Below are 13,723 nucleotides of genomic sequence, written 5' to 3'. Positions count from 1 at the left end.
TCGGTGATCAGCATTCTGCCCAAAAATGCGGGCAGGCGCCGTGCAAAGGGGCGCCTGGGGCTCCAATCACCACCTTGCGATCTCACGGCGATCGAAGCGGTTGCAGAAATTTCAGGGCTGACGAACTGTTCGTGCGCGGCTGTGGCCGTGAGTTGCGTCTGTATTCTAGTGTAATAACAAGAACACGCTTACCGGGAAACGCCATGGAGGAGAGAACAATCGCGCGTTGAAGCGCTACGAGGGGATACTAAATGAATAATCGCTCACGGAATGTTCTGCTTGCAGGGATTTCAACCGTCAGCATCGCTTTGGCGTGCAGCGCGAATGCATTCGCCGCCGACGTTCCCGAACCGACCGAGGCCGCCGAACTGGAAGCGGTGATCGTCACCGGCACCCGTCAGACCGGCCTGAAGGTCATCGACAGCCCCGCGCCCGTGCAGGTGGTCGATTCCACGACGCTCCAGCGCACCGGCCAGACCGACCTGCGTCTGGGCCTGGCCAATCTGGTGCCGTCGTTCAACGCCCAGGCCTTCGGCGGCGACGCCGCCAACCTGACCCTTTCGGCCCGCCTGCGGGGCCTCAGCCCCAACCACGCCCTGGTGCTGATCAACGGCAAGCGCCGTCACACCACCGGCAACCTGGCCGTCCTTTCGGGTTCCTATCAAGGCGCGGCCGCGGCCGACCTCAACTTCATCCCCATGGCTTCGATCGGTCGGATCGAAGTGCTGACCGACGGCGCGGCCGCCCAGTACGGCACCGACGCCATCGCCGGCGTCATCAACGTCATTCTCAAGAAGGGCGCCTCGGGCGGCACGATCTCGGCCACCGGCGGTGAATATTTCGATGGCGGCGGCAAGACCGCCGGCCTTTCGGTCAACCTCGGCATGGCGCCGACCGAGAACAGCTACCTGAACCTGACCGCCGAGACCAAGTACCACGGCTTCAGCAACCGCGGCCTGCCCGACCAGCGCATCTACAACCCGGCCAGCCCCAGCTATTCGGCGGCCAACAACGCCGTTGAAAGCCAGATCCCGGGCTACCCGAACCTCAACCTGATCTCGGGCGACGCCGAGTACCGGCTCAGCAATCTGGGCTACAACGCCGCCATCACGCTGCCGGCCGACTTCGAGGTCTATTCGTTCGGCACCTACGGCCACAAGGACGCCTCGGCTTACGAGAACTACCGCCGGTACAGCCGCGTCCAGGGCAAGCAGGGCGCGGCCGACCGGCCCTTCCCGCTGGGCTTCAGCCCCCGCGAGCGGATCATCGAGGACGACTACGCCATGACTCTGGGCGTCTCGGGCGCGGTGCTGGGCTGGGACGTCGACCTCAGCGCCACCTACGGCAAGGACTCCATCGAGGTTCGCGTCGAGGACTCGGCCAACGCCAGCCTCTATGCCGACACCTCCACCCTGACGACCAAGGGCTTCACCCCGACCTCGTTCCACGCCGGCAGCTGGCTGACCACCCAGTGGACCAACAACCTCGACCTGCGCAGGGACTTCGAGGTTGGCCTCGCCACCCCGCTGGACGTGGCCTTCGGCTTCGAACAGCGGCGTGACACCTATGCCATCGGCCAGGGCGACGCCGCCTCGACCTACAAGGAAGGCTCGCAGTCCTATCCGGGCTTCTCCAAGACCGACGCCGGCGGCCACAGCCGCACCAACTGGGCGGCCTATACCGACCTGGCGGTCTCGCCGGTCATCGCCTGGAAGATCGACGCCGCGGCGCGCTTCGAGCACTTCAGCGACTTTGGCGACACCACCGTCTTCAAGCTGACCAGCCGCTACGACTTCAACGAGATGATCGCCATCCGCGGCACGGCCAGCACCGGCTTCCGCGCCCCGACCCTGGCCGAATCCTACTATTCGGCCACCAACGTCTCGCCGACCTCGGCCTTCGTCCAACTGGCGCCGAACTCGGCGGCGGCCGCCCTTCTGGGCATCGGCAAGCTGAAGCCGGAAAAGTCGCGCAACTACAGCATCGGCGCCGTGCTGCATCCGATTCCGAAGATGACCGCGACGATCGACGCCTACCGCATTGAACTGCGCGACCGGATCTTCGGCTCCAGCTCGGTCTACGGCCTGCGCAACGGAGTGGTGACCTCGCCGCAGGTCACGGCCGCGATCATCGCCAACGGCAACAGCCTGGACCCGACGGTGACCAGCACGGGGATCAACATCTTCTCCAACGGGCTGGACACCCGCACCCAGGGCGTGGACGTCGTGGTCTCGTACCCGACCGACCTGGGCGCCTACGGCCGCGTCGACTGGACCCTGAGCGGCAACTACAACACCACCAAGATCACCAAGGTGAAGGCGCCGCCGGCCTCGCTGTCGACGCCCAGCGTGCCGTTCCCGAACGGCCAGGTGCTGTTCGCCGGCAACGCCGCCTCGCTGCTCGAAAAGGCCTCGCCCAAGTTCAAGGTCGGCCTGAACGCGCTCTACAGCTACGGCCAACTGACCGTGAACCTGACCGAGACCTTCCACGGCGAATCCTCGTCGCTGTCGGATCCCGGCACCGGCCCGCTGCTCAACACCAAGATCGGTACGGCGGCGATCACCGACCTGGAGGTCTCCTACAAGCTGCCGGCTGGCGTCACCGCGACGATCGGCGCCAACAATCTGTTCAACGAGTATCCGGACAAGCTGTCCGCCGCCTTCCAGAGCGCCTGCGTCGCTTCCGGCGGCGGTTGCGTGGCCCAATACCCCACCTACTCGCCGTTCGGCATCAACGGCGGCTACTACTACGGCCGGGTGACCGTCGCCTTCTGATCCCTGTCGGAAGGACTTCGCCTGAGAAAGAGCCGGGCCTCGCGCCCGGCTCTTTTGCGTTTTTCGTCAATTTCATTTTCCGCCGTCGGGAACGCACTTTTCCGCCGTAAAATTTCACCTCGCCTGCTCTTCATACAAGCGGCATCATGGGCGCCCATGGGTACGGCATACCGGGACTTCTCATAAGGCTGGCGAGTTTTTCGCATTGTTCCACCCCTGCCGTGGCCTGACATATCAGCACGCGGACGCTTGGTTCATGGGCGGCTATCGCGGCGGATAATTCGGGGGTCGTATGAGTGATCAATCGGCGGCGGCGTCGGGTGGCGTACTGACGCGGCGGCGGTTTTTCGAAGGCCTGGCGGCTTTCGGCGGCGTGTCCTTGGCGATGGCGGGCATGGACGCCCTGGGCTTCGGCTTCTCCTCGGCGATGGCCGCGCCCCCCACCCTCGAAGGTGGCGGCAAGGGGACCAAGATCGTGGTGCTGGGCGCGGGCTTGGCCGGCATGACGGCGGCCTACGAGCTGACCAAGGCCGGTTACGAGGTGCAGGTCATCGAGGCCCGGTCCTTCGCCGGCGGTCGCTGCCAGACGGCGCGCAAAGGCTTCCAGCACACCGACCTCAACGGCAACGCCCAGACCTGCGACTTCGACGAGGGCCTCTACATCAACCACGGCCCGTGGCGGATCCCGTATCACCACCGTTCGACCCTGCACTACACCAAGCAGTTCGGCGTGCTGTTGGAGAGCTTCGTCAACGACAACGACGCGGCCTACGTCTATTTCGAGAAGGGCTCGGGCCCGCTGAAGGGCAAGCCGATCCGCAAGGGCGAGATCGCCGCCGACGCCCGCGGCTACGCCGCCGAGATGATCGCCAAGGCGGCCTCGAAGGGCCAGCTGGACGCGCCCCTGACGGCGGAGGACCGCGACCTGTTCGTGGCCTACATGATCAACGAGGGCCGGCTTTCGGCCACCGACCTGACCTATACCGGCACCGAAGGCCGCGGCTTCGCGGTGCATCCGGGGGCGGGGGTCGATCCGGGGCCGGGCAAGCCCTCGGTCCCCTACAGCCTGACCGACGTGCTGCACTCGGGCGCCTGGCATGTGCTGACCTCGGTCAGCGGCTACGAGCAGCAGCGCACGATGCTGCAGCCGATCGGCGGCATGGATCAGATCGCCAAGGGCTTCGAGAAGCGCGTCGGCAGCCTGATCCGCTATTCCTGCGTGGTCCAGAAGATCAAGCAGAGCCCCAAGGGCGTGACCGTCACCTACACCGACAAGTTCGGCGAGCAGGACACCATCACCGCCGACTACTGCGTCTGCACCATCCCGCTCAGCGTGCTGAAGGGCATCGACGCCGACTTCTCCAAGCCATTCAAGGCGGCGATGTCGGGCGTGGCCTATGCGCCGGTCAACAAAATCGGCCTGCAGATGAAGACCCGGTTCTGGGAAGAGAACCACCACATCTACGGCGGCCACATCTACAACGACATGCCCGGCATCAACACCATCACCCTGCCGTCCACCGGCTGGCAGAGCCAGAAGGGCGTGCTGCTGGGCTTCTATGCGTTCGGTGGCGAGGCGGCCAAGATCAGCGCCAAGACCCCGGCCGACCGCGCGGCCTTCGCCGTCGCCGCCGGCCAGAAGGTGTTCCCGGAATACGCCGAGAACTTCGAGACCGCCTTCTCGTTCTGCTGGCACCTGGCCGAGTTCAATCTGGGCGGCTGGGCCGAGTGGGGCGAGCAGGGGCGCAAGGAGGCCTATCCGGTGTTGTGCGAGCCCGACGGCCGGGTCTACCTGGCCGGCGAGCACCTCAGCTATCTGGGCGGCTGGCAGGCCGGGGCCATCGAGTCGGCCTGGCAGCAGATCGGCAAGATCCACGCCCGGGTGCGCACCGCGTGAGGCTGGGCTATGCCTGGGGAAGAAGTGTTTCGGGAGATTCCATGAGCCGTTCGATCGTCTTCGCCTGCGGCCTGTTGGCCGCGTCCGCCTTCGCCGTGTCGGTTCAGGCCGCGACGCCGCAGTCGCTGTTCAATGACAATTGCTCCGCTTGCCACCAGACCAGCGGCAAGGGTGTGAAGGGCGCTTTTCCGGCCCTGGCCGGCGACCCCTTCGTGCAGGGTGATCCCGCGCCGATGCTGACCACCGTCCTGGCCGGTCGGGCGGGCATGCCGGCCTTCAAGGACGACCTCAACGACGCCGACCTGGCCTCGCTGCTGACCTATGTCCGCACGTCCTGGGGCAACAAGGGCAAGCCGGTGACCACCGCCGACGTCGTCGCCGCTCGCGCCAAGATCAATGCCGCCAAGAAGCCTCGCAACCTGCAGGCTCACTAGAAAAAGCCCTCAAGGAGACGACCCATGAAGCGCCTGATCCTCGCCGCCGCCGCCCTGACCAGCATGCTGGCCATTGGAGCCGGCGCTGCAAACGCCGCCGAGATCGTCCGTGGCGGCGCGCCCACCTCGCCGATCGCCAGCGTGGTGACCGTGCCGGCCGGCTACGACACCATCTATGTCAGCGGCATGACCCCGCCGATGGTCGTCGACAAGGGCGATCCGGCCCTGACCGCCACCTTCGGCGACACCAAGACCCAGACGATGGGCGTGCTGGGCCGCATCGAGGAAGCGCTGAAGAGCCAGGGCGCGACCATGGGCGACGTGGTGATGATGCGCGTCCTGCTGGTCGGCGACCCGGCCAAGGGCGGCAAGATGGATTTCCCCGGCATGATGGAGGCCTACAAGACCTTCTTCGGCACCGCGACCCAGCCCAACAAGCCCTCGCGCATCACCAGCCAGGTGTCGTCGCTGGTGGCCCCGGGCATGCTGGTCGAGATCGAGGTCCAGGCGGCGCGGAAGCCGAAGTAAGGGACTCGGCTCCGCCCCCTATGGGGGCGGACAGGCGACGCAGTCGCCAGGTGGGGGCAAGTGTGACGCATCACTGGCGCACTTGCCCCCTCCGCGCCTTCGGCGCTCCTCCCCCATAGGGGGAAGAGCGACCGCCCCGGCGACCATTCGCCACGGTTCTCCACAGCTTCCATTAACCCTCCCTAACCCGCTGTTAACCATGACGGGCGATGGTGCGGACATCAGTTCCCACCCCGCGTGCGCGCGTCATGAGAGGCTCTCCGATGACCGGAGCCGAAGTCCTGGATGTCGGACGCGACGCGATCTGGCTCACCCTGCAGCTCTGCGCGCCGATCCTGATCGTCGGCCTGGTGGTCGGTGTGGCCATCGGCCTGTTCCAGGCCCTGACCCAGATCCAGGAAGCCACCCTGGTCTACGCCCCCAAGATCGTGGCGATCTTCATCTCGCTGCTGCTGTTCCTGCCGCTGATGGGCGCGCTGATGTCGGGCTTCATGCGCGAGATCGCCGCCAAGATCGCCGGGATGTAGGGGCAGGGGACTTGGACAGCTACGCCACGGTTCTTCAGGTCTATGTCGGCGGCCTGGTCTTCGCCCGGGTCGGGGCGATGGTCATGCTGATTCCCGGCATCGGCGAGACTGTCGTGCCGCCGCGCATCCGCCTGTCCTTCGCCGTGCTGATGGCCATGCTGCTGGCCCCGCTGGTCTCCAAGAGCATCATCACCGTGCCCGTCGGCGTCGGCGCCCTGGCCGGCGCGGTGCTGCACGAGGTGTTGATCGGCCTGATGATCGGCGCGGTGCTGAAGATGTTCATGAGCTCGCTGACCACGGCCGGCGAAATCATCTCGATCCAGACCACCCTGTCCTTCGCCCAGACCGCCAACCCGGCCGGCGCGCCCAGCAGCACGGCGGTGGCCACCTTCCTGTCGATGCTGGGCCTGACCCTGGTCATGGTCACCGACCTGCATCACCTGTTCATCGGGGCGATCGTCAAGTCCTACGACATCTTTCCGTTCACCCGCGTCGTGCCGGTCAACGACGCCGCCGCTCTGGCGGTGCGTACAGTGGCCGACAGCTTCAAGCTGGGCGTCCAGCTGGCCGCGCCGGTGCTGGTGTTTTCGATCGTCTTCAACCTGGCCACCGGCCTGGTCGGCCGGGTGATGCCGTCGTTCCAGATCTTCTTCGTCACCTCGCCGCTCAGCGTCATCCTGGGCCTCTCCCTGCTGGGCCTCTCGCTCGGCGGCATCGCCATGGTCTGGAGCGATCGCTATCGCGACCTCCTGGCGGTGTTCAACTAGGGGAGCGTCGGCATGGCCGAAGAGACTGACGACGCCTCGAAAACAGAAGAACCAACAGCCAAGAAGCTGTCGGACGCCCGCGCCAAGGGCGACGTCCCCAAGTCCGCCGACATCTCGCAGTTGGCCTCGCTGTCGGGCGCCTTTGGGGTGGTGGTGATCGCCGGCGGCTGGCTGGCCCGCGACCTGGTCGGGGCCCTGACCCCGTTCCTGGCCCACGCCGGCACCATGGACGTCGAGGGCGGCATCCGGGCGATCGCCAAGACCGCCATCCTCGCCGCCTTGCCGGCCGTGGTCCTGGTCATGGTCGTGTCGGGCCTGCTGGGCGCGGCGGCCAATGTCAGCCAGTCCGGCTTCATCCTGTCGGCCGACAAGATCAAGCCGGACCTCAAGAAGCTGGACATCATCAAGGGCCTGGGCCGGATCTTCGGCCCCGACGGCTTCGTGCAGTTCGCCAAGTCGGCCCTGAAGTTCATCGTCACCGGCGTCATCGCCTGGTTCGTGGTCAAGCCGCACGCCTTCGAGTTCGTCAATCTGGTGGGCATGGACGTGGGGGCGATGACGCCGCTGGCGATGAAGCTGTGCGTCAAGCTGTTCTGGGCGGTGCTGATCTTCCTGATCTGCACGGCCGGCTTCGACTGGTTCTGGCAGCGCATGCGCTTCAACAAGCGCATGCGGATGAGCCTGCAGGACGTCAAGGACGAGATGAAGCAGTCCGAGGGCGACCCTCACGTCAAGGGCAAGCAGAAGCAGTTGCGCATGCAGCGCTCGCGCCAGCGGATGATGCAGGCCGTGCCCAAGGCGACCGTGGTGGTCATGAACCCCACCCACTACGCCGTGGCGCTGAAATACGAGCAGGGCGAGAACGCCGCGCCGGTCTGCGTGGCCAAGGGCGTCGACGCCCTGGCCCTGCGGATCCGCGCCGTGGCCGAGGAGGCTGGGGTCTATGTGCTGGAAGACCCGCCCCTGGCCCGCGCCCTCTACGCCTCGGTCGAGGTGGACGAGCAGATCCCGGCCGACCATTTCGAGGCGGTGGCCAAGGTCATCGGCTTCGTGATGAACAACAAGAAGGCCAAGGCGCGGGGCTGAGGCGGCTGAGGTCGGTCACGCCACGTAGCGCGCCGCCACCATCCCGACGACGGCGATCATCAGCAGGCCGGCGGCGATGCGCTGGCTGCGGGCGGGATGGGCGCGGTCCAGCAGTTGGACGGTCAAGGCGGCCAGGGAGGCGACGACCGCGATCATCAGCACCTGTTCGGTGCGGCCGAAGGCGCCGCCATGCACCCAGGCGCCCAGGCCCGCGCCGGTCAGCACGGCGACGACCGCGGCCCCGGTCTGCGGGCGGCGCAAGGCCTCGATCCCGGCTCCGCCCGTCCGGGCCAGCACGAAGGTCGTGCCCGCCCAGAAGATGGCGGCCAGCACGTGGAACGACAGCAGCAGGATCAATCCGATGGTCATGGCGGGGTCCTTTCGCGGAGGGCAGTCTGGCGCGAAATATATAGACGTCGAATCATTCGATGTCTATATATTGAGTCATGAAACCCACCAAACCGCCGATCGGCTTCGTGCTCTCCCAGGCCTCCAAGGCCGTGGCCCGTGCGTTCGACGACGCCATGGTCGAAGCCGGCGGGTCGCTGCCGGTCTGGCTGGTGCTGCTGTCGCTGGCGCCCGGCGGCGAGCGAAGCCAGTCCGAGCTGGCCCAGGCGGTCGGGGTCCAGGGCCCCACCCTGACCCACCACCTCAACGGCCTGGAGGCCGACGGGCTGATCGTCCGGGCGCGCGACCCGGGCGACCGCCGCTCGCACCAGGTCAGCCTGACCCCCGAGGGACGGGCCCGATTTCTCCACCTGCGCCAGACGGCCGAGCGCTTCGACGTCCGCCTGCGCGGCGACCTCGATGACGCGATGGTGGACCAACTGCGCGACCTGCTGGGCCGGCTACGCGTCAATGTCGGCGGCGGAAAACCCTAGGGCGGAGCCTCCTCCATTCCGTCACGGAATCGACAATCGATCAGGGATCGCGCTCAGACGACGCGTTAAGAGTATCCTGTGCCGCGAATCGAAGGGACAAGGTCCCGTAAAGGCTGAAGAAGGATATCGGTCCCCCATGACCGAGACGTCCCTGAAAGACATCGACGTAAAGGACATCCCCGGCGCCAAGCGTCGCCCCGACCTCCTGATCTGGGGTGCGGCGGTGTTCCTGGTGCTGGCCGCGGTGTTCGCCGCCGCGCCCGCCCTGCGTGCCGGACCGACCACCCTGGCGGGCCTGTTGTTGCTGGGCGGCGTCGCCGGCGTGGCGATCCTGGGCCTGGTGGCCATCCGCGCCTCGACCTCGAGCCAGGACCAGGACCTGGACGGCGCCGAGACCTTCATCGACGCCCTGTCCGAACCCGCCGCCCTGACCGCCGCCGACGGCCGCGTGCTGGCCGCCAACGACGCCTGGGCCCTGACCGTGGGCGACGCCCGCCGCCTGCCCAAGGGCGCGGCGGGGGCCGGCCTGTTCGCCGCCCTGGTCAAGGCCCGCGGCGGCGAGCGCGCCGACGGGGTGCTGATCCTCGCCGGCCGGGAGCACCGCGCCGAGGCCTCCCGCCTGCGCGGCGGCCGACTGCTGGTGCGCCTGCCCGTGGTGATCGAGGCGCCGGCCCTGCCGCTGGCGGTCGCCCCGGCCCCGACCGTGGCGGAGGCCGCCCCGGCTCCCCGCACCCTGGACGCCTTCTCCGGCGCCTCGCCGTTCGGCGCGGCCTTGCTGGAAGGCCTGGACCCCTTCAACGCCCGCATTCTGGAAGCCAATCCGGCCCTGAACGCCATGGCTGGCCCGGTGCCGACCGGCACGCTGTTCGGCGCCCTGATCGATCCGCCGTCGCGGGCCGACGCCGACGCCCGCCTGGCCGAGGGCAAGGCGGGGCCGTTCGAGGTGCGCTTGGCCCGTGACCCGACCCGCATCGCCCACCTCTATCTGTACCGCGTCGACGGGCGGCTGGTGGCCTATCTGATCGACGTCTCCGAGCAGAAGCAGATGGAGCTGCAGCTCGCCCAGGCCCAGAAGATGCAGGCCATCGGCCAGTTGGCCGGCGGCGTGGCCCACGACTTCAACAACCTGCTGACCGCCATCCAGCTGCGCCTGGACGAGCTGCTGCACCGCCATCCGGTCGGCGATCCGTCCTACGAAGGCCTCAACGAGATCCGCCAGACCGGCGTCCGCGCCGCCGACCTGGTGCGCAAGCTGCTGGCCTTCAGCCGCAAGCAGACCGTGCAGCGCGAGGTGCTGGAGCTGGGCGAACTGATCAGCGAGTTCGAGGTCCTGCTGCGCCGCCTGCTGCGCGAGGACGTCAAGCTGGTCACCGACTACGGCCGCGACCTGCCGCAGGTGCGGGCCGACAAGAGCCAGCTGGAGACCGCCGTCATGAACCTGGCCGTCAACGCCCGCGACGCGGTGCGGGCGGCCAAGGGCGGCGGCGTGGTGCGCATCCGCGTCGCCCGCCTGACCCAGGAAGAGGCCCAGGGCCTGGGCTTCCCCGGCGCCTTGGGCGACCAGGCGTTCATCGAGGTCAGCGACGACGGCCCCGGCATCCCGCCCGAGGTGATGGGCAAGATCTTCGACCCGTTCTTCACCACCAAGCCGGTGGGCGAGGGCACCGGCCTGGGCCTGGCCACGGTCTACGGCATCGTCAAGCAGAGCGACGGCTGGATCCACGTCCACAGCCGCCCGAACGAGGGCGCGGCTTTCCGCATCTTCCTGCCGGTCTATGAGGCCACCCCCGCCCAGCAGGCGGCCGCCGCGGCGGCCCTGGCGGTCGCCGAACCGGCCAGGCCGCGTCCGCCCCGCGACTTGTCGGGCGCCGGCCGCATCCTGTTCGTCGAGGACGAGGACGCCGTGCGCGGCGTCGCCGCCCGCCTGCTGCGGGCCCGGGGCTACGAGGTCCTGGAGGCCTGCGACGGCGAGGAGGCCCTGCTGATCGCCGAGGCGCACGCCGGGACCATCGACCTGCTGATCAGCGACGTGATCATGCCCGGCATCGACGGCCCGACCCTGCTCAAGAAGGCCCGCCCCTATCTGGGCAACGCCCCGGTGATGTTCATCAGCGGCTATGCCGAGGCCGAGTTCAGCGACCTGCTGGAAGGCGAGACGGGGGTCACCTTCCTGCCCAAGCCGATCGACATCAAGACCCTGGCCGAGCGGGTCAAGCAGCAGATGGCGGCGGCTTAGGGAGTCCCCTGGAGACACCGAAGCTCCAAATGGGTTGTCATCCCGGAAGCCTCGCAGAGGCTGTCCGGCCCATCTGTCCGCCCCAGGGTGCGGAGGTGTGGCGCGCCAGAGCGCCAAAGCGCTTCACCGTCGGCTGAACCGTGGGCACAACCCGGGATGACGGACGTTGAGGAGGAAGCGCGCGTCGCGTAGGCGAAACGGCAGGTCCGCGATCAACGATGGCGCAGGATCGCCTTGAATATCCCGTCACCACGCCGCCGGCTTCCCAGCCGCGCCCATCGGCGCCACCTTCACCGCCATGACCTATCGCGCGACGCTGGGAGCCACGACCTGGACCTTCGAGGGTCTGGCCGACCTGATGGCCAAGGCCTCGCCGTTGCGTTCGGGCGACGTGTTGGCCGGGATCGCCGCCACCAGCGCCCAGCACAATGTCGCCGCCAAGATGGCCCTGGCCGACACGCCGCTGAGGGCCTTCCTGGGCCAGGCCCTGGTCCCCTACGAGACCGACGAGGTCACTCGGCTGATCCTCGACGGCCACGACGCCCAGGCCTTCGCGCCGGTAGCGTCGCTGACGGTCGGCGAGTTTCGCGACTGGCTGCTGTCGGAGATCGCCACGCCCGCCGCCCTGGCCCGCCTGGCCCCGGGCCTGACGCCGGAGATGGTGGCGGCGGTCAGCAAGCTGATGCGTAACCAGGACCTGATCCTGGCCGCCTCCAAATGCCGGGTGACGACGAAGTTTCGTGACACCATCGGCCTTCCCGGGACCATGGCCGTGCGCTTGCAGCCCAACCACCCGACCGACGACCCGGCCGGGATCACCGCCTCGATCCTGGACGGCCTGCTCTACGGCTGCGGCGACGCGGTGATCGGCATCAATCCGGCCAGCGACAGCCTGTCGGTGCTGGCCGACCTGACCCGGCTGATGGACGACCTGATCCAGCGCTTCGAAATCCCCACCCAGTCCTGCGTGCTGACCCACGTCACCACGGCGATCCAGCTGATCGAGCGCGGCGCGCCGGTCGACCTGGTATTCCAGTCGATCGCCGGCACGCAGGCGGCCAACGCCAGCTTCGGGGTTACCCTGGCGCTGCTGCGGGAGGGTCTCGACGCCGGCCGGTCGCTGAACCGGGGCACGGTCGGCGACAACGTCATGTATTTCGAGACCGGCCAGGGCTCGGCCCTGTCGGCCGGCGCGCATCATGGGATCGACCAGCAGACCCTGGAGGCCCGCGCCTACGGGGTGGCCCGGGCCTTCGAGCCGCTGCTGGTCAACAGCGTGGTCGGCTTCATCGGGCCGGAATACCTCTATGACGGCAAGCAGATCATCCGGGCGGGCCTGGAGGACCACTTCTGCGGCAAGCTGCTGGGCGCGCCGCTAGGGGTGGACGTCTGCTACACCAACCACGCCGAGGCCGACCAGGACGACATGGACAGCCTGCTGACCCTGCTGGCCACGGCGGGCGTCACCTTCATCATGGGCGTGCCGGGGGCCGACGACGTGATGCTGAACTACCAGTCGACCTCATTCCACGACGCCCTCTATGTCCGCGAGCTGCTGGGCCTGAAACGGGCGCCGGAGTTCGAGGCCTGGCTGGAGCGCGCGCGGATCGTCGGGGCCGACGGCCGCCTGGCCCCGCGCGCCGCCGGCCACCCGCTGCTGACGGCGGGGGCGGGGGCCAGAACTTGAACGCGCCGGTCACGCCCGATCCCTGGACGGCCCTGCGCCGCCACACCCCGGCCCGCATCGCCCTGGGCCGCTCGGGGTCCAGCCTGCCGACCGCCGAGGTGCTGGCCCTCGCCCTGGCCCACGCCCAGGCCCGCGACGCGGTGCATACGGCGTTCGACGCCGAAAGCGTGGCGGCGGCGATCGAGGCCCTGGGCCTGGCGACGACGATCGTCGACAGCGCCGCCCCGGACCGGGCGTCCTATCTGCGCCGGCCCGACCTGGGGCGGACGCTGTCGGCGGCGGGAGGCGCCGCCCTGGCGCGGGGGTCCTGCGACCTGGCCATCGTCATCGCCGATGGCCTGTCCAGCACCGCCGTCCACGCCCACGCCGCGCCGCTGGTCGAGGCCCTGTTGCCCGCCGTGCGGGAGGCCGGCTGGCGCCTGGGGCCGGTGGTGGTCGCCCGCCAGGCGCGGGTGGCGCTGGGCGACGCGGTTGGCGAACTTCTGGGCGCGCGGCTGGTGATCCTGCTGGTCGGCGAGCGGCCCGGCCTGTCGTCGCCCGACAGCCTGGGCGCCTACATCACCTTCGATCCTCGGGTCGGCCGCACCGACGCGATGCGCAACTGCGTCTCCAACATCCGGGCCGAGGGGCTGAGCTACGCGGCGGCGGCGTTCAAGCTGGCCTGGCACGCACGCGAGGCGCTGCGGTTGGAGCTGACGGGGGTAGGGCTGAAGGACGAGAGCGACACGGCGTTGCTGGGGAACGCCACCCTGAACCCTCTCCCAGAGGGAGAGGGAGGGGCCCGCGCCGAAGGCGTGGGAGGGTGAGGGGTTACGCCCTCACCGTTTTCTCACGGGCGCCCTGCCGGCACGCCGTCCGACGTCTTACCCCCTCACCCTCCCATGCTTCGCATGGGCCCCTCCCTCT

Annotated in this window: 12 protein-coding genes; 11 read left to right on the top strand and 1 reads right to left on the bottom strand. The window is 68.4% G+C overall.

All coding sequences use genetic code 11. The features are described from left to right. The first annotated feature begins 308 nt into the window (after positions 1-308). The 7 genes from ASD79_RS17610 to flhB all read left to right on the top strand — a co-directional run bounded on the left by ASD79_RS17610 (position 309) and on the right by flhB (position 8,013). Entirely contained in the window at positions 309-2,774 is a 2,466-nt protein-coding gene (locus tag ASD79_RS17610; RefSeq protein WP_235524498.1) for a TonB-dependent siderophore receptor, read from the top strand. 292 nt (positions 2,775-3,066) lie between these two features. Further along, entirely contained in the window at positions 3,067-4,671 is a 1,605-nt protein-coding gene (locus tag ASD79_RS17605) for a flavin monoamine oxidase family protein (protein ID WP_056723921.1), read from the top strand. Positions 4,672-4,712: 41 nt separating this feature from the next. Further along, positions 4,713-5,105, top strand: coding sequence for a cytochrome c (locus tag ASD79_RS17600; RefSeq protein WP_056723919.1), 393 nt, complete (start codon positions 4,713-4,715; stop codon positions 5,103-5,105). A gap of 24 nt (positions 5,106-5,129) precedes the next feature. Further along, positions 5,130-5,633, top strand: coding sequence for a RidA family protein (locus ASD79_RS17595; RefSeq protein ID WP_056723916.1), 504 nt, complete (start codon positions 5,130-5,132; stop codon positions 5,631-5,633). Positions 5,634-5,896: 263 nt separating this feature from the next. Next, complete coding sequence (fliQ, locus tag ASD79_RS17590) at positions 5,897-6,160, top strand: flagellar biosynthesis protein FliQ (protein ID WP_007669621.1); 264 nt, start codon at positions 5,897-5,899, stop codon at positions 6,158-6,160. Positions 6,161-6,171: 11 nt separating this feature from the next. Further along, a complete protein-coding gene (fliR, locus tag ASD79_RS17585; RefSeq protein ID WP_056723914.1) occupies positions 6,172-6,927 on the top strand; it encodes a flagellar biosynthetic protein FliR in 756 nt (251 codons plus the stop codon). 12 nt (positions 6,928-6,939) lie between these two features. Then, positions 6,940-8,013, top strand: a complete 1,074-nt coding sequence (gene flhB / locus ASD79_RS17580) for a flagellar biosynthesis protein FlhB (protein WP_056723912.1) — start codon at positions 6,940-6,942, stop codon at positions 8,011-8,013. Between the two features lie 15 nt (positions 8,014-8,028). Here the strand turns inward: flhB and ASD79_RS17575 are convergent, their stop codons facing one another. Then, a complete protein-coding gene (locus ASD79_RS17575) occupies positions 8,029-8,382 on the bottom strand; it encodes a hypothetical protein (RefSeq protein WP_056723911.1) in 354 nt (117 codons plus the stop codon). 77 nt (positions 8,383-8,459) lie between these two features. Here ASD79_RS17575 and ASD79_RS17570 point away from each other — a divergent pair, with 77 nt between their 5' ends. The 4 genes from ASD79_RS17570 (at position 8,460) to eutC (ending at position 13,623) form a co-directional block, all read left to right on the top strand. Next, positions 8,460-8,894 (top strand): MarR family winged helix-turn-helix transcriptional regulator, encoded by a 435-nt coding sequence (locus tag ASD79_RS17570; protein ID WP_056723909.1) that lies wholly within the window; start codon positions 8,460-8,462, stop codon positions 8,892-8,894. Between the two features lie 136 nt (positions 8,895-9,030). Further along, positions 9,031-11,130, top strand: coding sequence for a cell cycle histidine kinase CckA (gene cckA, locus ASD79_RS17565; protein ID WP_056723907.1), 2,100 nt, complete (start codon positions 9,031-9,033; stop codon positions 11,128-11,130). A 298-nt stretch (positions 11,131-11,428) separates the two neighbouring features. Then, a complete protein-coding gene (locus ASD79_RS17560; protein ID WP_056723905.1) occupies positions 11,429-12,817 on the top strand; it encodes an ethanolamine ammonia-lyase subunit EutB in 1,389 nt (462 codons plus the stop codon). Next, positions 12,814-13,623 (top strand): ethanolamine ammonia-lyase subunit EutC, encoded by an 810-nt coding sequence (gene eutC, locus ASD79_RS17555; RefSeq protein WP_056723904.1) that lies wholly within the window; start codon positions 12,814-12,816, stop codon positions 13,621-13,623. The genes ASD79_RS17560 and eutC overlap by 4 nt, the downstream gene beginning before the upstream one ends. Positions 13,624-13,723: the final 100 nt, after the last annotated feature.

Source organism: Caulobacter sp. Root655 (assembly GCF_001427665.1).
Taxonomy (GTDB): domain Bacteria; phylum Pseudomonadota; class Alphaproteobacteria; order Caulobacterales; family Caulobacteraceae; genus Caulobacter.
The sequence above is the reverse complement of the archived record's forward strand: the minus strand, read 5'-3'. Positions and strand labels throughout refer to the sequence as shown.

Coding starts and splice junctions, on each gene's coding strand:
- ASD79_RS17595 (WP_056723916.1), top strand. CDS start 5,130: ATGAAGCGCCTGATCCTCGCCGCCGCCGCCCTGACCAGCATGCTGGCC.
- ASD79_RS17570 (WP_056723909.1), top strand. CDS start 8,460: ATGAAACCCACCAAACCGCCGATCGGCTTCGTGCTCTCCCAGGCCTCC.
- cckA (WP_056723907.1), top strand. CDS start 9,031: ATGACCGAGACGTCCCTGAAAGACATCGACGTAAAGGACATCCCCGGC.
- ASD79_RS17575 (WP_056723911.1), bottom strand. CDS start 8,382: ATGACCATCGGATTGATCCTGCTGCTGTCGTTCCACGTGCTGGCCGCC.
- ASD79_RS17600 (WP_056723919.1), top strand. CDS start 4,713: ATGAGCCGTTCGATCGTCTTCGCCTGCGGCCTGTTGGCCGCGTCCGCC.
- ASD79_RS17560 (WP_056723905.1), top strand. CDS start 11,429: ATGACCTATCGCGCGACGCTGGGAGCCACGACCTGGACCTTCGAGGGT.
- ASD79_RS17605 (WP_056723921.1), top strand. CDS start 3,067: ATGAGTGATCAATCGGCGGCGGCGTCGGGTGGCGTACTGACGCGGCGG.
- fliQ (WP_007669621.1), top strand. CDS start 5,897: ATGACCGGAGCCGAAGTCCTGGATGTCGGACGCGACGCGATCTGGCTC.
- flhB (WP_056723912.1), top strand. CDS start 6,940: ATGGCCGAAGAGACTGACGACGCCTCGAAAACAGAAGAACCAACAGCC.